The sequence below is a fragment of the Hoylesella timonensis S9-PR14 genome (assembly GCF_000762405.1).
Classification (GTDB): Bacteria; Bacteroidota; Bacteroidia; order Bacteroidales; family Bacteroidaceae; genus Prevotella; species Prevotella timonensis_A.
The window spans coordinates 1-24,960 of record NZ_JRPQ01000159.1; the positions used below are offsets into that span (position 1 = coordinate 1).

Below are 24,960 nucleotides of genomic sequence, written 5' to 3' on the forward strand. Positions count from 1 at the left end.
AGGCAAAGAGGAAAATATCCCTTGCCGTTTCCATTTCCTCCTCCAAGTCCTCAAATTGAAGAGTCTTTAACTTCTCAAATGCCCCTCTGTCAAGTGCTTTGGGCAGTCTCTTGTCGCCCTTGCTAATTTTGGCTTTGTCAAATAGAAGTACATCAGCCAATCCCTCACGGTAAGCCAACCTGCATACCGTCTTCAAATGCGTGGCTGCATTATAGAATGTGCTTTCTTGAAAACCGCACTCACCTAAGAAATACTGCCCAAACTCATAGATAAAGTTCTCTGTGAGCTGTGAGAAAGCCAAGTCTGTCACCTTGTATTTCCGTTGAATAAACTTCTGCAAATGAATTCGGGTAGAGTGATAGCCGTGTATGGCTCCTTCCTTGATGTCTATACCAACATGGCTTTCCTTCTCCTTAATGAGCATATCCAGCCTTTCAATGAGCATGCATCGTGTCTGTACGCTCCCTTGGAACAGCTCTTTCACATCGGCTGCATCAAATAGGCAACCTTTGGATAGCAGAGATTGATAAGCCGACTGAACAGACAACAGCAGATTTTCCAATTTACCGTTTATCTCCACCGCCTCACGACTCTTACCATCCATTCTGCTCTCTCGTGGATTCCACAAGTCGGGGTTGCAGGAGAGTTTACAACTGAACTGTGCAATACTCCTTCCAAGTGTAATACGCCCCATGATGGGAGCCTTGCCCGACTTGTCAAGACCGCTCTTTTTGAGGTAGAGCAACACCTTCATTTTCTCTTGTTTCATACGCTTTAATTTTTATGGGCAAAGTTACCCGAATTAAAGCGTTCCTCACTTATGCAGAAAACTGCCGACCGCAGCAACAGCCACACGAGCGAAAATAATTCAGTTACCGAACATTACTTCATCGTTACCTATCTCAAAATCAGGTAATGCTTTGGTAACTGAACTTCTGCCTAAATCTGCATATTCCTGCCCTTTTTGAAAAGAGCACTTCTACGCAAATCGTTTCGTTTCTTCCTCATTATCAGTCAGTTTACACCAACTTCGATTTTTCTTCCTTTTCAAGGATTAGTTGCGTAGGAGAAGAAACAAAAACGCTAATCAATGAAGCAATGATGGATATTGAGTTTACTTTTTCCAAAATAGGGCAAGAAGAGATGCACCTTATATCAGGAGGAATAGAACTTAAAGAGAAATGGCAGTGTACCATTACTTCATTCACGCAGAATTTCGACCAAGACGATCCAGAATTCATTTCGTTGCGCGATGCTTTTATGGAGCGGTTTAAAGAACATGGATTTGTGATTGATTCCATTGCTAAGTTTAATGAGGAAACCCAAGCATTGGATGAAATTATCGTTCGTCTGCAAGACCTACAAAAACGGAATAATGCGTTAATGAAAAAGTATAAGGGCGATGAAAAATTTGCCCGTGTACACAAGCGCATACGAGAAGTAAATAAAGCAGAGAGAGGAGAACGGACAAAAGCCGATGTTTTCTTTTCTGGACGAAGAGATTGCAGCTATTCTCAATATTATAAAAGAGGATGTGGATGCCAAAGTCTACGATCGTAACGACATTCTAAAAAAGGATGCTTATTTCAATCGTACGGTGATGGCTCTTATCAATGGATGCTTGTATCATTTCCCACAGATTAAGCCGGAGATGGATGATTATAAGTTTATCCAAACACGTATTTCACAACAGTATATCAATCAATATAACGCCACTTACGGCATTGCATAAAAATTATGTCAGACATTAAAGAAAAAACATTAAAGCTTATCGATGGTCTTAAAGCCACCTGCCAGTCATACGGTATGGGTAACGATGGCAACGAATATAAAATTATCACTCAGGTATTTCTCTATAAATTTCTGAATGATAAGTTTGGTTATGAACTAAAAAATGCGAAGAGTGAGATTGCCAAGAAATTGACGGGAGATGTAAAATGGGAGACAGCATACGAGAATCTTTCAGATGATGAACGTATGCTTATTCAGAGTGCCATCTCTCCAGATGTTCCGATGCTTGAGCCTTATCACCTGATAGCCAATCTTTGGAATCAACAGGGGAAAGGGGATTTTGATACTATCTTCGATTCTACTATGACAGACATAGCGGAACAAAATGCGGATATATTTTCCACACAGACTACAGCCAACACAAAAATTCCTTTGTTCGAGGCTTTGACTCCATTTGTGACCGATACGGCACAACGTGCCCCATTCGCCCGTGCATTGGTGGATAAATTGGTAAACTTCTCTTTTGAAGAGGCGTTTGCGCAAAACGACGATTTCTTCTCCAGTATCTTTGAGTATTTGATTAAGGACTACAATACCGCCGGAGGAGGGAAATATGCGGAGTATTATACGCCTCATGCCATAGCAACGATTATGGCTCGTCTGTTAGTGGGGGATAATGCCGATTTGCATAGTATGGAATGTTATGACCCATCGGCAGGAACTGGTACGCTTCTGATGGCACTCAGTCATCAAATAGGTGAAGACCATTGTACCATCTTCTCGCAAGATATTTCTCAGCGAAGTAACAAAATGTTGAAACTTAATTTATTGCTTAACGGACTTGTATCTTCGCTCGATAATGCCATTCAGGGTGATACTCTTGTAAGCCCCTATCATAAGAGCGATGACGGACAACAGTTGCGCCAATTTGATTTTGTGGTAAGTAATCCGCCTTTCAAAATGGATTTTTCCGATACTAGAGAGAAGATAGCTGCTATGCCTGCTCGCTTTTGGGCTGGAGTTCCTAATGTACCGGCTAAAAAGAAAGAGTCCATGGCAATATATACCTGTTTTATCCAGCACGTTATCAATTCGTTGAAAAAGACAGGAAAGGGAGCGATTGTTATCCCGACAGGTTTTATTACGGCTAAAAGTGGTATTGAGAACAAAATTCTTCATAAGATAGTAGATGACAAAGTTGTATTCGGTTGTGTCTCCATGCCAAGCAATGTATTTGCCAATACAGGCACAAATGTCAGTGTGTTGTTTTTTGATAAATCAGCCACTGCCGAAAAGGTGATTTTGATTGATGCCAGCAAATTGGGCGAAGAATACAAGGATGCCAACGGATTAAAAAAGGTACGACTGAATGATGATGAAATAGAGAAGATTGTCGGCACATTCCAACGCAAGGAAGCTGTAGAAGATTTTTCCGTGGCTGTTTCTTACGATGAGATAAAGGAGAAAGGATACTCTCTTTCTGCCGGACAGTATTTCGACATCAAAATTGATTATGTAGATATAACCGAAGAAGAGTTCAATTCCCGAATGGCGAACTACAAGCAAACCCTTTCCGAGCAATTTGCAGAGAGCCATCGTTTGGAAGAGGAAATTATGAAACAGTTGGATGCTTTGCATTTCAACGTAAATGTAGGTGACAATGAGTAAGAATTTGACCATTATAGATAAGGACTATATCCACTGGGTAGAAGAACTTAGTGTGCGCTATCGCCAAAGTCAAATTAAGGCAGCCGTAAGGGTAAACCGTGAGTTGCTCAAATACTATTGGGAACTCGGTCGGGATATAGAAGAAATGCACGTTGAAGAACGCTGGGGACAGAGTGTCATTAAAAATCTCTCTGTGGATTTACAGCTCAAAAATCCAAACTCAACAGGGCTTTCACGTACTAATATTTACTATGCGAAGAATTTTATTTGCTTTATTCTCAATACCTAAAAATTGTTCCACAAGTTGTGGGACAATTAGAGGACGGAAATGCGTCACAATCTGTGGAAGATTCTCCTGGAGTTGTCCCACAATCTGTGGGACAATTAGAAGAGATGCTTTTTTCCATACCTTGGGGGCATCATCGTTATTTGATTGACAAATATGGAACTGAACCTGAAAAGGCTTTCTTTTATGTAAAAAAGACAATGAAAGAAGGCTGGAGTCGTGATGTACTTCTCAACTTCATGGACGCAGGTTTGTATGAACGAGAGGGGAAGGCTCTAACAAACTTCACACGAACCTTGCCGGATGAGACAAGCGACCTTGCGCAAGAGCTGACGAAAGACCCTTATAATTTTGCCTTCGCAGGGATAACTCAGCCTTATAATGAGCAAATTCTCAAAGATGCACTGCTTGCTAATATATCGCAATTTCTGCTGGAATTAGGTACGGGATTCGCATACGTTGGTAAAGAGTATCGTCTTCAAATTGGGAAAAAGGAGAAGTTTATTGATTTGCTTTTTTACAATCTGAATCTGTCTTGCTATGTGGTTATTGAGGTTAAAATTGGAGAATTTGATTTTCAGGATTTAGGACAACTAAGTGGTTATGTAGTTGCTTGTAATCATATTCTTAAAAAAGAGGGAAGGGACAACCCTACAATCGGTTTGCTTATTTGCCGTCAAAAGGATTCATTACTCGCTCAATACGCATTAGAGGGTAGCAATCTTCCGTTGGGTATATCTGAATATGAACTGTCTAAACTCTATCCTGAAAAGGTGGAAGGAACAATACCTACGATTGAGGAGATTGAAGCAAGATTGGGAAATGAAGATAAAAAATGAAAGAATATGATAGATTACGATAAAATAACTCAATATATGGCCACTATGGGATTGAATGTAAATGGTGGTTTTCAGTTGTCTGCACTTGCGATAAATGAAATGTTAGGCAATCATTATTCTACTATATCAGAAAAAGATTTGCACGATGGCATAGAATGGCTAAAAGCAAAGATGAAAAAAGATGTTGAAGAAAATCCATATTGGACTACTGAGCATAAAGAAGATATAAAAAAAGGACGAGAATACTTTTTGAATTGTTTTGAGCATGAAGCTAAAACATATCTAAAAAAGCAAAATAGATTATTATGAGTTTGACGAGATATAAGTTGGGAGAAATTCTTGATGTTACAAGAGGTGCAAGTCTCAGTGGCGAATTCTATGCCACAGAGGGAGAATACATTCGTTTGACTTGTGGTAATTTCGACTATCAGAACAACTGTTTTAAGGAAAACAAGTCCAAAGATAATCTGTATTACATCGGTGAATTCAAACCGGAGTTCTTAATGGAGAAGGGTGATATTATTACTCCTTTGACCGAACAGGCAATAGGTTTGCTTGGTTCTACTGCTATGATTCCTGAAAGCGGTAAATATATTCAAAGTCAAGATGTGGCTAAGATTGTCTGCAAAGAAGGCTTGTTGGACAAAGACTTTGCTTTCTATCTCATATCTTCCGCTTTGGTTAAACAGCAATTAAGTGCAGCCGCACAACAAACAAAGATTCGTCATACTTCACCCGACAAAATCAAAGATTGCACTGTATGGATTCCAGATTTAGTAGAACAGAAGCACATTGGTAAGTTGCTCCGTAGCCTTGACCGTAAAATAGAACTTAATCGTGCGATAAATCAGAATTTACCGATACTTGACCGTTCATATAATTACAGGTCGTAATCTAAAAGCATTTTCATCTACTTCCATTTGGTACAACCTAATTTGCGGATTTAGTTCCTTGCGAACATATTGGATTATTTTTTCTTTCTCAGTTTGTTCTATATTGACACCAAAATAGATAGACTCAAAGCATTCGCCTTTCAGTGGCATATAGTGGCGTATCTCACGCCAATCCCATATTTCCTTTGTCAGCTTTGCTTGTTGAGGAGTAAATGCTGCATATATTGGACTTGGTTTTGGTATGACTAATCTAACCTCCTGCTCATATTCCCATTCCTTTGCTTTTGTCCGCCATTGATAACTGAATAAATCTTTTGTGGTATGATATGCGTTAGGACGTTCTATTATATCCTGATATTGAACATCAAGAACAAGCGGTTCAAGATATATTGTACCAAACATTGGTGGAACAGATTCCAACACTTTGTCTATGTCAAGTCCTATACAAATACCTTTATGGTTATAACAATAATGGCTCCACATGAGTAATGAATCATTGATTTTTGATAAACTACATAGCCATGTATCATTACGCAAATTGAGAGCATCGTTTTCTTCTTTCTCTATCCACCATTCCTTAGGTATCCATCCTTGAAGTTTAGTATTAGGTACATTTGAGTAGTCAATTAGTTTTTGATGACAATCGAAAGGATCGTTCAGTTGAGATGCATTAGTGAATTGGAGATTCTGGTTTCCAATCATGCACTTTGCGCCTACTATATCTAAATATTTGTAGAGTATGCGAGGCATTTTTATTCTATTGTTATTTGTCCATTCATTAAAAGTGGTAAAAGTTCGTCACGCTGCTTGATAAGATTTGATATTTCCTCTTGCAACTTCACTATCTGTTTAAAGATTGGTGATATAAGTTCCTCAAATTTTTCTGCAATATCTTTATTATCAGGTATGGCGATTGTGCTTTGTTGTAAATGGTCTTGCGTAATATGTCCCATCGTTGTTTTCCTTGCTTCTGCCATTTTCTTGAATACATCGACATAATCCAAAAGTTGAAAATAGTAGAATGACTTCGGGAAATCATTTGCAGATGTAACCTTAAAGATGTGCTGATTAAGTCCTCCAAGCCCATAAGCCCAGAGCATAACTTCCAGTGATGCCGACCATGAAAATAGCACATCACCATTATACACCTTTACTGATTCTGGTATATTTGACGTTACCTCTTCAGTGTCAACAGAAATACCATCGTGCATTTCTCGTATCTTGATGACAGGTAATGGCACTTCATCATCCTTTGGTCTGAATTTCTGACAAGCCAAACCATTTGTAAAAACAGCAATTTCAAAAAGGTTCCCACAATGCCAGCCAATAGGAATGTTGCGTTTCAGCTTATCATTCCAAAGCATTTCACCCCCACTTGATTTATACGGCTTGCCCTCCTTGTTGGGGAAATCAAACTGCACAAACCAGTAGTCATATAGCTGTTTTGCCATCGCCTCTAAATTCTGATTTATCGCATGATTAAGTTCAATCTTTTTATCTAATGCAGAGAATATTTCACCAATTCGTTTTTGTTCTTGCAGTGGAATTACTGGGACAGGAAAAGAATTGAGTGCTTCTGCGGATAACGCATAGCGTTGTCCGCTTCCAGAAGCATTGCAAGCGAAATATTTCTTTGCATAGTCTGTGTGTAGAAGGGCATTCAGATAACGTCCATCTAAAACATTTTTGTTTGGAGTAATCAGAGCACAATGATAACCCAATATGACATCATCAAAATCATTGCCAATATAAGTTGGAATGCCAATGTCGTCACGAGTTTCACTGTCTTTAGTTAATGCTACTTGACCTTTCTTCAATTGGAACTTGGAAATTTCATTAGGACGGGCGGTAGCAAGCATAAAACTATCATACTGAGCTGTGGTAATAGCCCAGTTGTAATAAACATCAACAAAGTTACAGAGATGAATTTCTTTCTCTCCGTCTTTCATTTTCTTGTCTACTCCACTGATTTCAACAGTGGCGATGTTTCCCAATTTATATTTTTCCATTTGCATCCAGTTTTAGATGCAAAGTTACGCATTTTTAGGCAGAATTCTGTAAGATTACTTATCCCAAGTACTTCTTATGAGCCAATTTTACATTGTTTTGGTTCACAATGGCATAATGCAGTGTAGTATCAATGCGCACGTGTCCAAGTAGGCGTTGTACTTGTTCGATGGGCATACCTTTGTCGATAGCCATCGTTGCAAGGGTGCGACGGAATTTGTGAGGATGAACTTTGGGCATAGAAAGTGCTTGTCCCAATTTTCGGATTCTCACTTCTACACCGCTAATAGTGAGTCGTGTATGAGGTGAATTTATGGAAACAAATAAAGCTGGATTTTCATCTGTACGTCCATTAAGGTATTGTTGTAGATGTAATTTTGTTCGAGCATTGAAATAAACAATACGTTCTTTATTTCCTTTTCCAAATACTACACACTGACGTTCGTGGAAGTCTATATCTGCTCGGTTCAGTTTTACCAATTCTCCTACACGAATGCCAGTAGATGAAAGAAAGTCTATAATGGCAAGGTCTCGTTTGTTGGTACAACTATCTCGGAGCTGTTCCAACTGTTCGTCAGAAAGTACCTCTTTTACAAGTGAATCCGTCTTAACCTTGTGGATGCGCCTGACTGGGCTTTTTGCGATGTAGTCTTCATCCTCTAACCATGCAAAGAAACTGGAAAAGATACGTCGGATATTGTCAATAGTCACTTTGCTGGATTGATGTTCTTCTTGATAATCGGATAGATAAGTGCGAATGTCTGTTGTGGTGATGTGACAAATGGCCAATGAGAGCGTAACCAACAATTTTTCAATGGTATTACGGTAGTAAACCAGTGTCTTATCCGAACATCCCTCAATCTTCTTTGCCGATATAAAAGAGTTTAGAAGGTGTTCATTTTCTTGTGTTTGCTGTGTAACACAGTCTTTCTTTTCAGTGATTTCGACATTATGTAATTCTGATGCAAGCACTGCTTTAAGCTGTGCCATCTGTCGGCAGTCTAAGTCACGCTGCATCTTCGCAACTATTGCCTGAATGATGTTCTCTTTCATAATTCTATAAAATAATAATGATGTTATAATATAGAATATATGCAAAAGAGGCAATTAAACCTCTCTTGCACATTTCATAATTAATTATTGTTCCATGTTTCTTCGCATTCAGAACAAAAATTAATACCAGCTTCTGCGTAGAAGTTGCGTCCGCAACATCCACAAACGATTTTAACTAATCTCGTTCTAATAAAATTGTATTTCATCATTGTAATAGTTTTGATTTTATGGGAATATGCCCATGTATATACTCTAATAGTATATTGGCGGAACAAAAGTTGTAAAAAAGTCGTTAAATCAGAATTTAGAGGCGATGGCAAAACAACTCTATGATTATTGGTTTGTACAGTTTGACTTTCCGAACGAGGAGGGTAAACCATATAAGTCGAGTGGTGGTAAGATGGTTTGGAATGATAAGTTGAAGAGAGAAATACCTTCTTGTTTTGATATAGCTAATATGGGAAAATTGTGCAAATTTAGGAATGGTATAAATTACTCTAAAGATGAAATAGGCAATGAATATCAAATTGTAAATGTTCGCAATATTTCTTCTTCAAACATATTGCTTGACGGAGAAGATTTCGACACAATAACTATACCTATGTCAAAAGCTGAAAATTATTCATTAAAGTCTGATGACATAATCATTGCCCGAAGTGGATGCCCAGGCTCAACACGATTGCTTTTAGAACCTTCAAATACGTTATTTTGCGGATTTATTATCTGTTGTACTCCCAATAATAGCAGCATGCGTAACTATTTAACTTACTGCTTAAAACAATTAGAGGGAACAAACGCGACAACATCAGGTGGCTCTATTCTCCAAAATGTTAGCCAAGATACGCTGAAAGGATTACATATAATTGTGCCTAACAAACGAATTCTTGAAAAATTCAACGAAGTCATAGAACAGGTATTTAATCGTATGCTTAATTGTCTCAAAGAGAACAATAACTTGATTAAGCAGCGAGACGAACTCTTGCCGCTTCTGATGAACGGTCAGGTGTCGGTAAATTCTGATTTATCGGTATATAAGAGAAGGAGAGGAAAATTCCCCTCCTTAACTCTAAAACCATGTATCAGACATTCAAATCCTTCAGTGCTAGTGCATAATTGGGACAAAAACCGTCCATTATACACTTTAAACCAAGTGTCTGATAGTACTTGTGGTCATCATCTTCGGTGCAGAGGTATTTGTAACCGTAGCGTGGCATGTACTCCTTGAAGAAGCGAGCCAAGTCTTTCAGGCTTTCTTCTTGGCTCTTCTTGAAGTTGCTGCGCACAATGATGATAGACCAGTCGGGGAAGTTGCCTCTTCCACAGCTATATTCCCAGAAGCGGATATAGCAGTCTAAATCACGTTCACGGATGTCCACACAAAAGCCGTTGGCATGTGACATCACGCTACAACTTTCTCTGTAGCCAAACTTCTCGCACAAGTAGAGATTGAAATCAAGAATTAAATCTTTTTGAACCATAAATAATTGAACTTAAAATGTTAATAAAAATTGATTATAAATGAAAGCCTCGCTTGCGCTTAGCCTTTTTCTTTTTCATCAGGCGATTGAACTCTGCTTCTTCTGCGGCAGTGGCATCGTAGGATGAGTTTCCGTTTAGTAAACCGAGATTGAAGCCGAAGCTATCATCGGAATGAGAAACGTTTTGCTGCACCTCTTCTTTCTGCTGTTTGGGCTCTTGCTTGGCTGACTCCAACAAGGATGCACAAGCATTCTCTTCCAGTCGGTTGTCGATATTCAGGTAACTGAATTCTCGGCTGACCTTTGAGCCGGAAAAAGAAAAGCCGTTATATTCAAACTTGACTCCCTGTATTTCTCGTGTAGTCCGGCAGACCTTGAATTTCATATCAATGTCACGGTCGGCAAGCGCATCTTTCAAATCTTCCCAACTATGAGCTTTGGGCAGTTCTTCTTTCAATGCCTTGTATATCTCATGCTTTGCCTTGTCGTAGGGGCGCAAGCGTTCCTCTTTGATATGGTCTTTACCATTGGCAAAGTGCAAGCGATATTTGGCGGTTAGCATTTTGCAGACTCTTTCATTCCTGCGGAAATCATTCTTGTCGCTAATCGTCTTGCCGTCATTGTCCACTCGGTTGAAAACGATATGGCAATGTGGATGCTCACGGTCGATATGCCGAGCAATGATGTATTGCGTATTCTCAATACCCATCAGTTTCATATAGTCGTGCGCTATGTTCAGCATCAGAGCATCATCGGACTTTAATCTTGCACTGTCTTCCGGTGAGAAGTTGAGTGAAGTGTGTCCGATAATATTTTTTACCTTGTCGTTGAGTAATGCCTGCAACTCAAATTGCTCTGCCATCTGTTCGGGTGTCCCCTCTACTCCGACTGCTTCCAATAGTTTAGATTTTTCCTCTTTGAGGACATAGCGGACACAACCACCGAACGAAGTTCCTTTAGTCTGCTTACCTATCATCTTTCAGTTGTTTTATAAGTTGATTAATGCGCTGAGCCATTTCCTCACATCTGTTCGCAACGGCAAAGAAACCGTAGGTATTTGCCTGTCTTGCCAACTGGTTAAGATTGGTACTTTCACCAATCAGTTGCCGGATGATGTGGATATGCTCTTGCGTAATTCGTTCACGTACCGAACCGTTCTCGATGAGCGAACGGATGACTTCGCTTTGAGTCTGCTTACTCCGTCTGCAAAGCGCACCAAGCCATGCGTATTGCTGATATGACAGACGGAGTGTTACTGTATATTTCTTTTCCATTTGAATCTGTTTTTAAGTAAATAAATTGTGACCATCGGGAGCCGCCTCCTCAGACTTTTTGAGGAGCAAGTGGTCGGGAAATGTAATACACCGACATTAACTTGCTACAGTAAAAAAGTCTCGATTTCTCTCCCTGTTTTCAAAGTCTGAATCCTCGTTTCTTGGGTGGTGAAACCTTCGGTCGTGGAGTGCCTTGTTGTACGCTGACGAGCTTCAAATCGAATGTCTCTATCAGTGTTTTTAAGACAGGATTTCTCTTAATCATCTGCTGAAGGATGGCTTCGTCAGGCTTCACTTTGAGCAGATAATCGGCTATGTCGTACCCCTCTTTTCGCTCGTTTTCGGTAGCGTTGGCTTCCAGATAATCAAACATCTGCACCTCTATTCCGTAGCTTTTCATCAGACCTATTTTGCTTTGCCAATAGTCGGTTGCTCCCAAATCGGGAAATAATACAACGCTTCTTCCAGCCAGAACGGATAGGCTGTTGGCATTGAAGCAACCGTTCTTTCCACCCGATGCTATCCATAGGAATTGCGGTAGATAGTAGGAGGCAACGAGTGCCGTTTTCTCGCTTTCGACCAGTGCAACAGGACAGCTTTTGTCTTCAGAAAGCAGATGCTCACCGAAGAAGCATTGCCTCAAATTGTAATCGCCTTTGTGCAGTACGGAGTGTACCCATGTGACATGATTGTATGGCTCTTTTATCCGTTTGCCTGTTTCGGGATTGTAAAGCATTATTTTACCAGTACGGACTTTGTTCTGATTGTCCGTTTGCCAGAATACAGTTGCACCGTCCCAATACTTGGATGTGCCAACCTTGTATCTCTTCATTAGCTTCAATGTTTCTGTTTCTCCGAACTGAGCCGATAGAAATTGAAACAACTTGTTCGTAGGATAGCCACGCAATGATTGGTTGACTATATCCAAATCAATGTAGGACGTGACTATTGGTTGTACCTTTTTTATAGGAACATAGCTTCTGAAACTATTCTCTTTCTCCGCAAACTTGTCTTTCTCAGACGGGTTCTGCTCAAAGTAATCACGGGGCGTGAAGTGATAACCGCATTTCTGCTCATGGTCACAACGTCCCACGTATTTTGGGAACTGGATTTGCTTCTCAGTATCGATGTACTTTGAAAAGCATCTTGGGCGGTGACAGTTCGGGCAAGTATGCCGAGTGCTGACACCTTTGTAGGGTTCTAATATGAATCTATGTGTACTCATTGTATGTTTCTTTTTGGTGTGTCACTTTTGTCGTTATTGTCGTTTTCGCTTGGAAAGTGTCAAAACCGATAAAAATGTCACGGGTTAATCTTTGAATATTCTCCATGTTTCTCTTTGCGGAACAATGTCCCGATATTGTCATTGAGAAAGCGTTGAAATGTGCGTTCCTTCATTCCGTTCTGCTCGGCTATCTGTATAGCTTGGGCAGTTGTAAAGGCTGGAGGAAGCAGATTGACTATCGCCTGTTGTTGGCTGTTGAGCGCATTTTCATTGAGTATGTTTTGAACGCTCAATGCGGATTCCTTGAAATACTCCGTCAGTTTGATGGCTCGTTCTACAGTCAACGTGTCGATATAGGTTTTATCACACTCTCCACAAGTCCATCGGGCTAATTGGATAATCAGGCAGAAGCGGATGATGTATATCTCCAACTTACAATAGATACTCACAATGGTGTCGTTTGTCTCTCGGTCACACAACTCTGAGAAGTGGTGCTGCCATTCGTAAAGCCGTCTCTTGGCATCCTCCGTGAAGAGAAGAATATGCGGTTCTATCTCTCCAAATTCATTGAGTACATACTCCTGTTGTATCAGCTTATTAATAATGGCATTCCACTCTTGTTCGATGTTCTCCGGCAGTTCCTTGTCATTCCAACGTGCCTTCTGTTGCAGATTTGGCATTACGAACAGAATGCGGTCGATGAATCCGTTACTGGAACGTTCGCCTTTAGCCAGTTCGCTGAGTATCTTCTTTTGGATAGTGCCGATAACTGATATATACGGTCGCTTGATGAAGATGGAACTCTTGGCGTTCTTGCGATCGGATATAGTGGTCTTGGCACTGAATACCGATAACCAAAACTGTTCTTCCGAACCGTTGTTGTAACGGTTGAAGTTCTTGAACCAAGCGGATAATTCATCAGCCCACAAGCATAAACCACGTTTGTTCTGTGCATGAATCAGACTTAATCCCTCAGGCGTTACATCCGAGATCAAGAAGCGTTTACGGACTGGTTCCTGTGGGAATTGCTCCTCACCGCTTTCTGTGCGTTCTTTGCGGCTCATACTCATCAACTCATCATATTTGGCAAGTGCCTTTTCAAATACCTGATTCTGTTGATAGTCGTAATCAAGAAACGGTTTCATCGCAAAGCTAAGCGGATGACTTTTGTTTGCTCCCGGTCTTCCTATTAATGCCATATACAGGATAGGACTTTCTATCCAGCCTTGCTTGATTTGGACAAGATGCGTGTTGCCGATACCGACTGCAATCGCTGTAAGGATTGCTGCGGCGATGTAGTCGGTAGGGTAGTTATGGCATTCGTGAACCTCGCTGATAATGCGTTGGATTTTTGTCGGGAATATGCTGATCGGAAAATCAGTACCCGTCAGTCGCATACTTAAATCAACCGCTTCGTCAATGATGGATGCCGGATTAATAGAATATGTATCCATAGCCACAACTATTAAAGTTTTATTGACGATTTAGGCTTATGACGGACACCGCTTTGCATATTGGCAAGCATCTCCTCGTATGTTTGCTCGGAAGTCTTTCTTCGACCGTTTTCAATCCAAGCAAGAAGTTCGTCCTCGTAGAAATAGAGTTTCTTACCTTTCTTATAGGCTGGAAGTAGCCCTTTGCGAACCAATGTATAAATGGTAGGTTTGGCTTTTCTGATGATACGGCAAGCATCTTCAATTTCAACCAACACATGTTTGTCTGATGCTGGTGGTTGAAATTCCGATATCATTCTTTTTAACTCGATGACCTGTTCGGTCAGATAACCTACCGCTTCGGGCAGCTTATCAAATGTTACTGTTTCTTTTTGCATACGTCGCTCGTTTTTAATTGTTCGACGGCAAAGGAAACAGGTGTTTCAATGGTGGAATCATTCACCAAAATATAACTAATGAATAACCTTGAATAGTAACAATTTTCTGATAGTTAAATGTTGACCGTATCTTTAAATACTATAAATGCTTTGATAGGTATTGATATGAACTAGAGCTTTGTTCGCTGTAAATATGAAATGTGTGATAATAAAATATCGAGGAATAGATACTTATATATTTCGGCTTTTTACTAACTTTGTATTACTTTAATTCAACTTATTATGGAATGTGTTAGACGCTTTTCATAATAAGATAGTTATAACAACCTAATGATAAAATTATTTTTGTATGTTGTATTTTGATGAGTCTGGATATACTGGACCTGATTTGACAAATAGTAAACAACCATATTTTTCATTAGCTTCTATTAGGATGACAGATGAAGAAATTGCTCAAATAAAAAAAGAGGTGGGTTATTGTGAATGGGGGAGGGAACTTCATTTCAAAAGTATGTATAAAAGTTATCATGGTCAGAAAATACTGGATAAGATATTTAATCACCCTCTGTTGGACAATTATCACGTACTTCCATCGTTTGCGCATAAACGATACTGTATCTATGCTAATATTGTGAATATTCTAGTAGAAACAATGTACCACTTCAATGGTATAAATCTATATGAAGGAGCAAAGAATCTGCTTCTGGCTAATGGCTTGTATTGTTTTGCTATATTGCATTCTAATAAAGACTTAGTGGCAGAATTTGAGAATAATTTTGTTGGGATGGTTAGGAAACCGTCAATAGAATCTGTTGCGAACTTTTATAGAACTACAGACAAGTTGAGATATGATGTTGATACAAGAGAAGGGCTTTTCGATATGCTGTCAGAGATACCTCCTACAATACAATATATTAAAGAAGCCTTAACCCATAAGAAATTCTATATTGATTTAACAATACCATTGTTTTCCGTATCGATTCAAGAATGGTATAAAAGAACTAAGGTAAAAGAGAATGTTCTTTTTGATTCCTCGGAACCATTCTTTGCAAACATAGAGTTTATGGAAAGCCTAAGGGATATGGAAGTGCCAGAAACTGTTGTTGGGTATGGTAAAGGAAAGCATGTCTATCCTCTGCCTGTTGGCAATATGGAAATTGCAAAGTCTCATGAAGAGTTCGGAATACAGTTAGCAGATGTGTTTGCAAGTGCATTATGCTTTGCTCTTACACCGCGAAATGATAAGTTCGTGAAGTATCAAGATAAGATAAAGTCGCTGCCAATATTCCAGAATATTAAGCTTAATATAGCACCTTCTACAAATGATTTTATTGAAGAAAGAATGAAGGAAACTGCAGAGATTGATCCTTTGGATTTTCTATGCGAACATAGTGATCGTATAAATATAAACAAAAGCTCAAGTATTTAATCATGGATTATACAGAAGTTAGTAATAGCATCAGAATGATGATGAAAGCTCAAGGCATAGATGAGATGTATATTGATAAAGAGGAAACTTTATACTACGATGAATCAGGTAACGTAAAACACTTGATTGTTAAAGATGGCAAACTCAATGCAGATTCAGATACTGTATTTGTGTTAGGTGGTGTTCAGGCAGATGATATTATTTCTTTGGAAGAGTTGAAAACGGCATTAGGCAAAAACTTAGAAAAAGAAATAAAATCAACAAAGGATTTAAAAGGAACTTTTATTGAAATATTGCGTAAGGATAATTTTAGAAAAATACTCCAAATAATTCAAGACAAAGGATGGCATATTCATTTTTGCATTGTACAGGTTTTGTATTATGGATTTGTGGATATTATTGATTCAATATGTGGACTAGAATTTAATCCATTTGCATTCAAAGCCGAACTATACAAAGTCTTGAAAAGAAATCCAAATACAACAATCTCAATATTCAAAAAATATAAGTATCCAAATGTTGGAACAAAGCACATTAAGGATTTCTTGTCAGAACTTATAATCCTTATTGATGGTGTCATTGCCGAAGATGCGAAAAAATACCGTTTAAATCCGTTGCTAGTCTTTCTCAAAAGTTGTCTTGAGAAAGCTAAAAAACAGAAAGAATTGATTTTTATTCAGAATGAAACTACTCATGAATGGGTCGGCAATTTTGTGCAATTTTATAGGCAACAGATTCTTAGCTTCCCAAAGAAAACCTTGGTGTTTGATGAAGAAAAACAGGTTATGAGCCAGATTGCAGAAGAAGATATTATTATTGATGGTAAAGCTCCTGATAATTACAGTTTTAAGGAGTCTGGATCAGATGCAATGATACAAGTCAGTGATTATGTGGTTTCTATTTTACGTAAATATATGATTTTCCTTGATAGATTGGAACCAGAGGTTGATGCTGATATTCAAAATTTTGATGAAAATCAAATGAATAATTACAAACTCTTAAATAGAATACTTGCTGACTCTATGAACTATAATCCATTGTTTGTGTATTTTGTTGCTTGTCAGCATACGGTTGCCAAATATCATAAGTATATACAAGAGTATGGCGCTTCTAGAGCGAATGAGTGACTTTGTGATATGTTATTTTTATATTATGCGTCACTTGGAGTTTTTAGTGTTTAGATAATCATAAGTAATTGATTATTAGTCGATATAGAACTATAACAACAATTATTAGTAAGAGTTGATGTTGGAAAGTTTAATTTGATTGGTGCAGAGAATACTTAGGGATTGATATAGTGTAAAAAGTTTAGCCACTATCTTAAGAATGAGGTTAAATCTCGTAATAAAATGTGGATAATAAATAAAATCTACGCTATTTTACTATCCAGTTTAATCTTGCATTCTGATTCCGTGTGTGACATTTTGCGCTCAATGGTGGATATTTCCGAGTCACGTAGAGTATGAGCAAATACTCTCTTTATAAATGTGGCAGTCTGTAGGCGTGGTTTGCCGAATGCTTTGCCGATATTCCAACCAAAGTGCATGATGTCAATGGTTTTTAATTGAGCATCAACCTTTATCTGTTCAACTTTGGGCAGAGTATCCGACAAGTAATATTCTGTGATATATTCGCATAAGCGATTGAGGTCTGTTTCGCTAAGGTAGAGAACCAAGTTTTGTTTCGTATATGAGAGAACCCTATCTAACTTTTCTTGTGATGCCCGTTCTTTCTCAGCCATAGCGTTGGCACGAAATATCTCGTATTTTGTTGGCTGATTGGATTCTTCAATGGGCATATTATTGATGGTAGAAGGTGTGGCTTCTTCCTTTGGAAGTTCTGCCACTTCTTCGTTAAGTTCAGGATATGAAGGAATAGAAACTTTTTCTGTTATGTCAGATGTAGTTTCGATTTCAGTTTCAGAAATGATGGATTCTGAAATAATGGTATTTTCGACAAGTTCATGGTGCGTTATTGGAGCTTCTACCACCACAGCCTTATTGCGGTAACATTCAAATCTCATAAAGTACTTCTCTATTGTTGGTGAAAGGAGTTGACCAAATACCATTTGCAGATTGAGGTAGATAGCTCCTATGACAATGGAGCATACTACGAAAATAAGATTGCTACTGAACTCATCCCAGCCATAGTGTAGTACGGTTTGACGGGCTAAAACACCTATGATGACGATTGTCCCGAAAACAATCAGATTCAAAGTTATATGCTCTATCTTTTTCTGCTCCATAATGATATAAGTTAATCGTTTGTGTGCAAATATATATCATTTGCAAGATGTGTAGATACATTTTCCGGGAAGTGGCAGCTTTTGGCACCGGTAGGTAGCATTTTTCTATACCACTTGTGCCACAATAGCAAAGGAAAGTCCGACATGGAACTAGCCTACATCGGACTTGTAAGTTGTGGGTATCAGCAATTGTAAATGTTAGCTGACCTTATTGGAATAAATAGTGATATGCTCTTCTGCTTGGAAGCTACTTTATTGATAACCCATTTCCTGAATGCAGCGGAATGTCCAGTGTCTATTTGATAGGATAGGGCTATAATCATGTCGAGATTATACACATCGGCATAATTCCCATTCTCTAATCTTATACATTGGTAGACTTCATATTCCTTTAAGATGTTGGCTTTCAATATCGCTTTTATGCGGGAGTTGATTGTTCCAGCCGTTGTATAAAACAAGTCGGCAATCTCCCAAGTGGTCATCCATACTTCGCCATCAGAAATATGGATGCCTTGTCCGTTGTTTGTTATGATTCCTCGTTTCATAGCTACAATTTATTTCAGTGAAATCTTATTGGCAGTCTCTCGTTTTTTCACATTTACCAAATCTGCGTAGATTTGAGTGGTGGAAACGTTCTTGTGTGTTAACATCTTTGAGACTGTGTAAATGTCTGTACCTAAAGAGATTTGTATGACCGCATAGGAGTGCCTGAAGCCGTGAAAGGTTATCGGTTTTGTTATTCCTGCCTTTTTGAGCCAGTTTTTCAGCGGATAGTTAATCATACTCCGCTTCAATCCTTTGAATACTTTACCTGTATCGGGCGTACCACACAGTTCGTAGGCTTCGTAACTGATGGGGAGTGTCGCTTCCGTTTGGGTTTTCTGTGTTCTGATACGCAAGCAATAGCCTTGGTCGGGAGCGATGGCAAAGTCTTCCCATTGAAGATTGAGAATATCACTGATGCGTAGTCCTGTCAGACAAGCAAACAAGGAAGCTGCTTTCAGAACGGGCATATCACAAGGAGTGGCGGCAAGTTGCTTCACTTCGTCCAGTGTCAGATACTCTTTCTTCACGTCTTGTGGCTCAATCTTATCAAGATAGTCATTGATATTCTCCCGAAACCATTTATCTCGGTAGGCAATTTTCAACAATCCTCTGAAAGTGGAGTAATAGCCGGATGCCGAATTGAGGGATATGGGACGGTTGCTATGTTTGAGTTGCTTGGCATTCAATAGGTATTCACGAAATTTCTTGCACAAGTCCACATTCACCTCACCGAAGGTACATTGCCCTTTGACAAAGTTGTAGAAATGCTGATAGACGAATGTCCATTTTTGGTCTTTGCTTCGGCACATCTTCTTGAAGTAAGCAAGGAAGTCGGCTTTCTGTTTGGTCTTGTCTAAGAAGCCAAACTCTTCATTGATGAGTGACTGCACTCTGATACAACGGATAGCTTCTGCCTTGTTCAACATATCGTTGTTGAATTCCCGTTCCATTTCGTTTTTCGGGTGGGCATAGATGTAGATGCCAAGATATTCTCGACGACTCATCTGCATTGTCTCAGGGTTTCGGACTGCTGGATAATAATCCAGATACAAGGAGATGCGATTATTCCGAATCGCTCTCTGACGAACTGTTACTTTTGTACACGTGTGTGTCATACTGTTTAATATTTAGAGTTTTACATTTGTTTGGTGCAAAGGAATATGGTGATTCAATGGTGGCAACATTCACCGATAAATAACTTATTCAATCTTTGGGGCTTCAAGCAATTTATCCAGTTCGGGTTTAGAGATAAGCGTGTATTTGCCCTTCTTGACCTTTGGGATATTATGATACTTCGCATAATGATAGAGCTGGTCACGGGTGAGATTGAATTTCTCCATCGCTTCGACTACTGTATAATACTGCGGTTCTTCGGGTGCTGCCACGCCTTTGGCTATATCCACATGTTTTTTGGAATAGTACACCATGATGCCTTCTTTCTTTTTCGGGATGGCATTCTTGGAAACGAAGGTGTAAATAGCAGATAAGGTCATGCCGAATTTCTCCTGCATTTCCTGTGTGCTGTACCATTCGGTAATATCGGGATTCGGGGCTTTCTTGGCAAAGTAAGCATCCATGTGTTTTTTGCTCCAGTAGGTTTTGCCACGATTGAAAGTCCGAGGGATGTTGTTCTTCTTGGCTACCACAAATATCCATGATTCATTTACATGGTATTTCTCTTTGACTTCGGCTGTAGTGTAAAAGTCGGTGATGGGGGCTTTTTCTATGGGTACTCGTTTTTTATACTCCGCAGCATTTTCAAACAAAAGCTCAATGTCTTTCCTTCTGACTAATGTTTTTCCTTTGAACTGAACCGCTTTAATCACGTTGTCTGCCATGTAGCGGTAAATACTGGCTCGACTAATCCCTAAGAGTTTTGCGGCTTCGGGTGGTGTATAGAATTCCTTGTTCTCGATAGATGGTTCTTCTGTATTTATAGAAAACTCTTTCTGATAAGTCGCTATGCGCTCCTGTCGGATTCGTTCTTTATAGGCTGCATTGTTGCACCTATGAGAACAATAGTTTGTAGTCGTTTTGTGGGCTATGAAAATTTGTCCACACCACTTACATTTCTTCTTGATTTCAATGTTACTGCTCATTCCTTTCTCCGTTTATTTCTCCATTTTTGTTTCAGTGCGTCTCACCACGTCTCACTGTGTCTCAATTCTCCACTACCTTGTTGGTGAGAAACAAGGCTTCAGCAAGCGAGCAACAAATACGGTACAAAAATGAGCTGAAAAAGCCCTATAAACGATAATCATCGCTTATAAGGCTAAAAAGAAAGGCGCTCAAAATGAACGCCTTAATAATCATTGATGATATATGCTAATCGTTGGTAATCATCCCTTACTTGCCAATGCAGAAGTGTTGAAAGATATTATTCAGTACCTCGTGTGTTGTGATAAGGCCGCCCGTAATTTCTGCTAAATGCTCAAGACATAATCGAAGATCCTCGCTCAACAAGTCTCCAGATAGCTCAAGCTCAAGTCCCTCAATCACGCGTGAAATGCTTTCTTCTGACCTTAACAAGGCGTTGTAATGGCGTGTGCTGGTTACAATGACATCATTTTCGGTTACCTCAGGTACTTCTGCCACTTGACATAAAGTACTTCTTAGTAAATCCATATTCGTGCCGAGCTTTGCAGACAGTTGTAATGAAAACCGTTTTTTTGCATTTCTCTCATTACTCTTTTGGTTGGTTATATTCTCAAAAACGGATAAGGTAGGTGTTGGTAATAGGTCCATTTTGTTTTGAATACAAATCAAACTCTTGTCCTTTATTCTCTTTAGCAAATCATCTACTTCTTGCTTCGTTGGTACTTCGTCCATCAGCCACAAAACTATTTTTGCTTCTTCTATCTTTTGATAAGTTCGTTCAATGCCTAAGTTTTCGATTTCATCTGTTGTTTTCCGAATACCCGCCGTGTCAATAAATCTAAAAGTAATGCCATTAATTTCGGTTGTGTCTTCAATCACGTCACGCGTTGTGCCATGAATATTGCTAACAATGGCTTTATCTTCCTCTAATAATTGATTTAATAGGGTGCTTTTCCCCACATTGGTTTTTCCAATGATAGCTACAGGAACCCCTTGTTTTATGGCATTTCCTGTTTCAAAAGAATGCGCCAACGTGGTAATTCGATTTTTAATTTTATGCGCTAACGCAAGTAATTCGTTACGATTTGCAAACTCTAAGTCCTCATGGTCACTGAAATCTAATTCCAATTCTATGAGTGAAGTCATCTTCAGAAGTTCGTTTCTGAGTGTAGCCAACTCGTTGGAGAAGTTTCCTTTCAGCTGACTCATAGCTGCATGATGCGTAGCACGATTGGTAGAAGCAATCAAGTCGGCAACAGCTTCTGCCTGACTTAAATCCAACTTTCCATTAAAGAAGGCGCGCTGTGTGTATTCACCAGGTGCAGCCTGTCGGCAACCTTCTTTGATAAGTGTTTCTAAAATAGTTTTGATGATGTAACGAGAGCCATGACATGATATTTCAACAGAATCTTCACCCGTGTAGGAATGAGGCGAACGAAAAACCGACACCAAAACGTCGTCTATTGTTTCTTGCTGGCTATCAACGATGCGCCCATAGAGGATTGTGTGCGATTTTGCATCATGAAGTTTTTTATGTTTTGATGTCACGAAAACCTTATCAGTTATCTGAATGGCATCTTTGCCCGATATTCTAATAATTCCTATGGCTCCTCCTGCTGGAGTTGCTAAGGCACAAATGGTGTCTTCTGCTTGTAAATGCTGTTGGTTATCCAAATCTTTTACCATGTTCAATGCTCAATTTCTTTTGTCTACGTTCAATATCTATATTCCAGCATTTGTACTTCAACATGCTGAAAGGGGCTTAAAACCAATTAAAAACGTTCTTTGACACAAAGTGTTCTTTGATGGTTAGGCTGTTTTTTGTACACACTATTTTCAAACAATACACTTTGTGTCTAAGAACAAACTTCGATCTGCAATGATTAAAGCTGACAATTGAGTCTAAATTCTATCAAGAACCGTTTCTATCAATCCATCAATCGAATTCTTATACTCTACATTTGCCTTTAATGCTCGGCGGTTAGCAATTACCATACAACAAGTTACAGCCTTATGTCCCATTAACTTTGAAAGTCCATATAAGGCACTGCTTTCCATTTCAAAGTTTGTAATTCGATGTCCATTATATTCAAAATTCTCAATTTTTTCATTTTGATGAGGGTCTGCCAAAGGCACACGAAGCACTCTACCTTGTGGACCGAAAAAGCCTCCACATGAGATAGTTACACCACGAACCATGTCATTGCCAGCAATACGATTCAAAGTCTCCTCATCAGAATCAATGACATAAGGGGCTCCTTTTTGTGGACTCCAACTCATGTGCTTGACAAATGCTTCCTCGAACGCCAAGTCACACACCTCATTCCTCCCTGCGTAGTAGTTCAAAAGCCCGTCAAACCCAATGCTTTTTTCGCTGGCAATATAGGTTCCTTCTGGCGTATATTCCTGAAGTCCTCCACAAGTTCCGATACGAACCAAGGTTAGCGATTTGAGAGACGATTTCTCGTACCTCGTCTTAAAATCTATATTTGCCAAGGCGTCAAGTTCATTCACAACAATATCAATGTTGTCACAACCGATACCAGTGCTCAGTACGGTGATACGTTTGTTTTTATAGCGACCAGTGATGGTATGAAATTCGCGATTATGAATATCACACTCTTTTTCGTCAAAGTGCGATGCAACGAGCGAAACTCGCCCAGGGTCACCCACTAAAATAACTTTGTCTGCCAACTGTTCTGGTTTAACATGCAAATGGAAGACACTACCATCTTTATTGATAATTAACTCTGATTCTGCAAAATATTTTTTCTCCATCTTGTTTAAGCTTTTATTGAGTGAGTAATCGATTTTCTTCGTTTCGAAGTTGTTTGGCAAAATTCATTATTTCAATGCGTTGTGACTGTATCGCTTTTTCTGCTTTTAATAGGTTTGGGCACATTTGCAATTTTCCAGACATGTTAGATAACTGATATTGTGAACGCAACTGCGATAAAGTTTCTTCATTTGCTGATAGTTGCTTCTTTAATTCTAACAACTGTTGATACAGTTTTTTTGTTTTTTCACTTCTAAAATCGTTGATGCTTTGATACACCGTACGGTCATTGATAGTGAAGTAAAATTCTTGCTTTTCTGTGGTTCGTTGCCTTTCGTTTGTTAGCAATTTAAGCCGTTGCAACGCTGCTTCACGGTTGCCAAACTTCCATGTTTCTTGAATACTTGTTAGCTTTGCATAAGCTTCAAGTTGCTTGTCAGTAATATTTTCAGCAGTAAAATTCTGCCGTGGCATGGTAGGAACGAAGGTATAAATACAAACTTTCCCTTTGGGTTGATATCTATCCGATACCAACCAACCTAAGCTGTGTACATCATCAATGGCTAATAAATAATCGTTTGCCGTAGAATTAAACGGAAGTCCGTAGTTCTCTGGTTTATAATAAGTTCTACTTTCTTCGTTAAAGAGAGTCATGAAGATGTCGTAACCTCCAATACTCTTGTCGCCTTTTGCTGAAAAAAAGAGCGTGACTCCATCTGATAACAAAAAAGGAAATTGCGCATCTTTTACTTCCTCGTCCAATTCTTTTAATTGTTTAGGTTGACTCCAACTGTCGCCTAAATAGTCAGTAGAAAATAAATGGAAGCCGTGAATAGAATCCCCATCGGCATAAATGCGGTGGTTTTTGAGTTCGTTTGTATAAGTAAACCGTTTATCAATGAACTCGAGCGTACCTGCATCACTACTCAAAGGTATTTTAGAGAAAAAGTTGTTTTTGTCCACCACCATGCTATCTACGAATAACACTTTCGCCGTTCCAGAAAGCATCGACTCGAAGAGGTGCTTTTGAGATAAAGCCTCTTCTTTTTGAACAGGGCGAACTCCTGCTCGTACATGGCTATTGTCAGCTATTGTGTTGGTAGGGTAGCCTATGAATAATATGATTAAGAATAATAAATATTTCATCGATTTTTCGTTTTCACAAAGATACAAATTTTCTTTGAACTATAAAGTAAAGAATAAAAAAATACAGAAGATATATCAAACTTCTGTTTTACAGTCATGGTATCGTGCCCTCAAAAAATCTTTCACTCTGTGGATTTTGAGACTATCATTGGCGGAAGCTTACGGTTTCATGGAATCGTAATAAATGCTGAATTATTTTTACAAAGTGCCTCTCAAAACTCGCGTGAAAACAACCAACGGCAAAGTTGGTCGCAAATACGCTAATTTTGAGCAAGTTTCATAATTCGTTGTTGTTGAATAAATTACGCATATATTATTTCGTTTCTTGTCGAATTTTATCCTTTTTTGTCCGCTAAAGCATTGTTCTAAGCTTGGAATTTGCATGCTTTAATGCCGCTGAAGCATGTGAATAACACCTCTAATACATGTTTCCAAG

The 24,960-nt window shown here is 39.1% G+C and carries 22 protein-coding genes and 3 pseudogenes; 8 read left to right on the forward strand and 17 right to left on the reverse strand.

Translation table 11 applies throughout. From position 1 onward, the window contains the following. On the reverse strand, positions 1 to 769 hold a 769-nt coding region (locus tag HMPREF9304_RS10015; RefSeq protein ID WP_036928667.1), incomplete at its 3' end, for a phage integrase SAM-like domain-containing protein. Positions 770 to 1,068: 299 nt separating this feature from the next. Here HMPREF9304_RS10015 and HMPREF9304_RS14115 point away from each other — a divergent pair. The 5 genes and pseudogenes from HMPREF9304_RS14115 to HMPREF9304_RS10045 form a co-directional block, all read left to right on the forward strand. After that, a pseudogene (locus HMPREF9304_RS14115) lies at positions 1,069 to 1,732 on the forward strand (type I restriction endonuclease subunit R); the annotation flags it as partial. A gap of 5 nt (positions 1,733 to 1,737) precedes the next feature. Further along, a complete protein-coding gene (locus HMPREF9304_RS10030; protein WP_036928675.1) occupies positions 1,738 to 3,399 on the forward strand; it encodes an HsdM family class I SAM-dependent methyltransferase in 1,662 nt (553 codons plus the stop codon). Next, positions 3,392 to 4,524, forward strand: a pseudogene (locus HMPREF9304_RS10035) (PDDEXK nuclease domain-containing protein). Before HMPREF9304_RS10030 ends, HMPREF9304_RS10035 begins: the two are co-directional and overlap by 8 nt. Positions 4,525 to 4,530: 6 nt before the next feature. Then, positions 4,531 to 4,833 (forward strand): hypothetical protein, encoded by a 303-nt coding sequence (locus tag HMPREF9304_RS10040; protein WP_036928677.1) that lies wholly within the window; start codon positions 4,531 to 4,533, stop codon positions 4,831 to 4,833. Beyond that, on the forward strand, positions 4,830 to 5,417 hold the full coding sequence (locus tag HMPREF9304_RS10045) for a restriction endonuclease subunit S (protein ID WP_036928680.1): 588 nt from the start codon (positions 4,830 to 4,832) through the stop codon (positions 5,415 to 5,417). Before HMPREF9304_RS10040 ends, HMPREF9304_RS10045 begins: the two co-directional genes overlap by 4 nt. Here the strand turns inward: HMPREF9304_RS10045 and HMPREF9304_RS10050 are convergent. From HMPREF9304_RS10050 to xerA, 3 genes are read right to left on the reverse strand one after another with little or no spacing between them, the layout of a single operon-like run. Next, positions 5,397 to 6,167, reverse strand: a complete 771-nt coding sequence (locus HMPREF9304_RS10050) for a DUF2971 domain-containing protein (RefSeq protein ID WP_036928682.1) — start codon at positions 6,165 to 6,167, stop codon at positions 5,397 to 5,399. The genes HMPREF9304_RS10045 and HMPREF9304_RS10050 overlap by 21 nt on opposite strands. A gap of 2 nt (positions 6,168 to 6,169) precedes the next feature. Next, positions 6,170 to 7,426, reverse strand: a complete 1,257-nt coding sequence (locus HMPREF9304_RS14990; RefSeq protein ID WP_231564512.1) for a restriction endonuclease subunit S — start codon at positions 7,424 to 7,426, stop codon at positions 6,170 to 6,172. Between the two features lie 58 nt (positions 7,427 to 7,484). Further along, a complete protein-coding gene (xerA, locus tag HMPREF9304_RS10065) occupies positions 7,485 to 8,477 on the reverse strand; it encodes a site-specific tyrosine recombinase/integron integrase (RefSeq protein WP_036928683.1) in 993 nt (330 codons plus the stop codon). Between the two features lie 457 nt (positions 8,478 to 8,934). Between xerA and HMPREF9304_RS15280 the strand changes: the two are divergent. Next, positions 8,935 to 9,378, forward strand: a pseudogene (locus HMPREF9304_RS15280) (restriction endonuclease subunit S); the annotation flags it as partial. Between the two features lie 178 nt (positions 9,379 to 9,556). On the opposite strand, the gene HMPREF9304_RS10070 reads toward HMPREF9304_RS15280, so the two are convergent. The 6 genes from HMPREF9304_RS10070 to HMPREF9304_RS10095 all read right to left on the reverse strand — a co-directional run bounded on the left by HMPREF9304_RS10070 (position 9,557) and on the right by HMPREF9304_RS10095 (position 14,285). Then, positions 9,557 to 9,955 (reverse strand): hypothetical protein, encoded by a 399-nt coding sequence (locus tag HMPREF9304_RS10070; RefSeq protein ID WP_036928685.1) that lies wholly within the window; start codon positions 9,953 to 9,955, stop codon positions 9,557 to 9,559. 34 nt (positions 9,956 to 9,989) lie between these two features. Continuing rightward, a complete protein-coding gene (locus HMPREF9304_RS10075; RefSeq protein WP_036928688.1) occupies positions 9,990 to 10,931 on the reverse strand; it encodes a relaxase/mobilization nuclease domain-containing protein in 942 nt (313 codons plus the stop codon). After that, positions 10,921 to 11,229 (reverse strand): MobC family plasmid mobilization relaxosome protein, encoded by a 309-nt coding sequence (locus HMPREF9304_RS10080; RefSeq protein ID WP_036928691.1) that lies wholly within the window; start codon positions 11,227 to 11,229, stop codon positions 10,921 to 10,923. The genes HMPREF9304_RS10075 and HMPREF9304_RS10080 overlap by 11 nt, the downstream gene beginning before the upstream one ends. Positions 11,230 to 11,368: 139 nt before the next feature. Then, positions 11,369 to 12,454, reverse strand: coding sequence for a DUF6371 domain-containing protein (locus HMPREF9304_RS10085; protein WP_036928694.1), 1,086 nt, complete (start codon positions 12,452 to 12,454; stop codon positions 11,369 to 11,371). A gap of 77 nt (positions 12,455 to 12,531) precedes the next feature. Then, the gene (locus tag HMPREF9304_RS10090) at positions 12,532 to 13,908 is read right to left on the reverse strand and encodes a DUF3987 domain-containing protein (protein ID WP_036928696.1); all 1,377 of its coding nucleotides are present in this window, start codon (positions 13,906 to 13,908) and stop codon (positions 12,532 to 12,534) included. An 11-nt stretch (positions 13,909 to 13,919) separates the two neighbouring features. Beyond that, positions 13,920 to 14,285 (reverse strand): helix-turn-helix domain-containing protein, encoded by a 366-nt coding sequence (locus HMPREF9304_RS10095; protein WP_036928697.1) that lies wholly within the window; start codon positions 14,283 to 14,285, stop codon positions 13,920 to 13,922. Between the two features lie 349 nt (positions 14,286 to 14,634). On the opposite strand from HMPREF9304_RS10095, the gene HMPREF9304_RS10100 reads away from it, so the two are divergent. Both HMPREF9304_RS10100 and HMPREF9304_RS10105 read left to right on the forward strand, forming a co-directional pair. Beyond that, a complete protein-coding gene (locus HMPREF9304_RS10100) occupies positions 14,635 to 15,714 on the forward strand; it encodes a DUF3800 domain-containing protein (RefSeq protein WP_036928699.1) in 1,080 nt (359 codons plus the stop codon). Between the two features lie 2 nt (positions 15,715 to 15,716). Further along, positions 15,717 to 16,841, forward strand: a complete 1,125-nt coding sequence (locus HMPREF9304_RS10105) for a DUF3800 domain-containing protein (protein WP_036928702.1) — start codon at positions 15,717 to 15,719, stop codon at positions 16,839 to 16,841. Between the two features lie 242 nt (positions 16,842 to 17,083). On the opposite strand, the gene HMPREF9304_RS10110 is transcribed toward HMPREF9304_RS10105, so the two are convergent. The 7 genes from HMPREF9304_RS10110 to HMPREF9304_RS10140 all read right to left on the reverse strand — a co-directional run bounded on the left by HMPREF9304_RS10110 (position 17,084) and on the right by HMPREF9304_RS10140 (position 24,524). Continuing rightward, a complete protein-coding gene (locus HMPREF9304_RS10110) occupies positions 17,084 to 17,959 on the reverse strand; it encodes a hypothetical protein (RefSeq protein WP_036928704.1) in 876 nt (291 codons plus the stop codon). A 182-nt stretch (positions 17,960 to 18,141) separates the two neighbouring features. Continuing rightward, on the reverse strand, positions 18,142 to 18,504 hold the full coding sequence (locus HMPREF9304_RS10115) for a virulence RhuM family protein (RefSeq protein ID WP_036928707.1): 363 nt from the start codon (positions 18,502 to 18,504) through the stop codon (positions 18,142 to 18,144). Positions 18,505 to 18,513: 9 nt separating this feature from the next. Next, positions 18,514 to 19,620 (reverse strand): site-specific integrase, encoded by a 1,107-nt coding sequence (locus HMPREF9304_RS10120; RefSeq protein WP_036928709.1) that lies wholly within the window; start codon positions 19,618 to 19,620, stop codon positions 18,514 to 18,516. An 84-nt stretch (positions 19,621 to 19,704) separates the two neighbouring features. Next, a complete protein-coding gene (locus HMPREF9304_RS10125; protein ID WP_036928710.1) occupies positions 19,705 to 20,604 on the reverse strand; it encodes a helix-turn-helix domain-containing protein in 900 nt (299 codons plus the stop codon). Between the two features lie 247 nt (positions 20,605 to 20,851). Next, positions 20,852 to 22,288 carry a tRNA uridine-5-carboxymethylaminomethyl(34) synthesis GTPase MnmE gene (gene mnmE, locus HMPREF9304_RS10130; RefSeq protein ID WP_052046088.1) on the reverse strand — a complete coding sequence of 479 codons (1,437 nt, stop codon included), beginning with the start codon at positions 22,286 to 22,288 and terminating at the stop codon, positions 20,852 to 20,854. Between the two features lie 216 nt (positions 22,289 to 22,504). Then, a complete protein-coding gene (locus HMPREF9304_RS10135) occupies positions 22,505 to 23,380 on the reverse strand; it encodes a nucleoside phosphorylase (protein ID WP_036928724.1) in 876 nt (291 codons plus the stop codon). A 13-nt stretch (positions 23,381 to 23,393) separates the two neighbouring features. After that, a complete protein-coding gene (locus tag HMPREF9304_RS10140) occupies positions 23,394 to 24,524 on the reverse strand; it encodes a hypothetical protein (RefSeq protein WP_036928712.1) in 1,131 nt (376 codons plus the stop codon). Positions 24,525 to 24,960: the final 436 nt, after the last annotated feature.

What these genes read in the sequence shown, in the direction of transcription:
- HMPREF9304_RS10030 (WP_036928675.1), top strand. Translation starts at nt 1,738, where the DNA reads ATGTCAGACATTAAAGAAAAAACATTAAAGCTTATCGATGGTCTTAAA.
- HMPREF9304_RS10040 (WP_036928677.1), top strand. Translation starts at nt 4,531, where the DNA reads ATGATAGATTACGATAAAATAACTCAATATATGGCCACTATGGGATTG.
- HMPREF9304_RS10045 (WP_036928680.1), top strand. Translation starts at nt 4,830, where the DNA reads ATGAGTTTGACGAGATATAAGTTGGGAGAAATTCTTGATGTTACAAGA.
- HMPREF9304_RS10050 (WP_036928682.1), bottom strand. Translation starts at nt 6,167, where the DNA reads ATGCCTCGCATACTCTACAAATATTTAGATATAGTAGGCGCAAAGTGC.
- HMPREF9304_RS14990 (WP_231564512.1), bottom strand. Translation starts at nt 7,426, where the DNA reads ATGGAAAAATATAAATTGGGAAACATCGCCACTGTTGAAATCAGTGGA.
- xerA (WP_036928683.1), bottom strand. Translation starts at nt 8,477, where the DNA reads ATGAAAGAGAACATCATTCAGGCAATAGTTGCGAAGATGCAGCGTGAC.
- HMPREF9304_RS10070 (WP_036928685.1), bottom strand. Translation starts at nt 9,955, where the DNA reads ATGGTTCAAAAAGATTTAATTCTTGATTTCAATCTCTACTTGTGCGAG.
- HMPREF9304_RS10075 (WP_036928688.1), bottom strand. Translation starts at nt 10,931, where the DNA reads ATGATAGGTAAGCAGACTAAAGGAACTTCGTTCGGTGGTTGTGTCCGC.
- HMPREF9304_RS10080 (WP_036928691.1), bottom strand. Translation starts at nt 11,229, where the DNA reads ATGGAAAAGAAATATACAGTAACACTCCGTCTGTCATATCAGCAATAC.
- HMPREF9304_RS10085 (WP_036928694.1), bottom strand. Translation starts at nt 12,454, where the DNA reads ATGAGTACACATAGATTCATATTAGAACCCTACAAAGGTGTCAGCACT.
- HMPREF9304_RS10090 (WP_036928696.1), bottom strand. Translation starts at nt 13,908, where the DNA reads ATGGATACATATTCTATTAATCCGGCATCCATCATTGACGAAGCGGTT.
- HMPREF9304_RS10095 (WP_036928697.1), bottom strand. Translation starts at nt 14,285, where the DNA reads ATGCAAAAAGAAACAGTAACATTTGATAAGCTGCCCGAAGCGGTAGGT.
- HMPREF9304_RS10100 (WP_036928699.1), top strand. Translation starts at nt 14,635, where the DNA reads ATGTTGTATTTTGATGAGTCTGGATATACTGGACCTGATTTGACAAAT.
- HMPREF9304_RS10105 (WP_036928702.1), top strand. Translation starts at nt 15,717, where the DNA reads ATGGATTATACAGAAGTTAGTAATAGCATCAGAATGATGATGAAAGCT.
- HMPREF9304_RS10110 (WP_036928704.1), bottom strand. Translation starts at nt 17,959, where the DNA reads ATGGAGCAGAAAAAGATAGAGCATATAACTTTGAATCTGATTGTTTTC.
- HMPREF9304_RS10115 (WP_036928707.1), bottom strand. Translation starts at nt 18,504, where the DNA reads ATGAAACGAGGAATCATAACAAACAACGGACAAGGCATCCATATTTCT.
- HMPREF9304_RS10120 (WP_036928709.1), bottom strand. Translation starts at nt 19,620, where the DNA reads ATGACACACACGTGTACAAAAGTAACAGTTCGTCAGAGAGCGATTCGG.
- HMPREF9304_RS10125 (WP_036928710.1), bottom strand. Translation starts at nt 20,604, where the DNA reads ATGAGCAGTAACATTGAAATCAAGAAGAAATGTAAGTGGTGTGGACAA.
- mnmE (WP_052046088.1), bottom strand. Translation starts at nt 22,288, where the DNA reads ATGGTAAAAGATTTGGATAACCAACAGCATTTACAAGCAGAAGACACC.
- HMPREF9304_RS10135 (WP_036928724.1), bottom strand. Translation starts at nt 23,380, where the DNA reads ATGGAGAAAAAATATTTTGCAGAATCAGAGTTAATTATCAATAAAGAT.
- HMPREF9304_RS10140 (WP_036928712.1), bottom strand. Translation starts at nt 24,524, where the DNA reads ATGAAATATTTATTATTCTTAATCATATTATTCATAGGCTACCCTACC.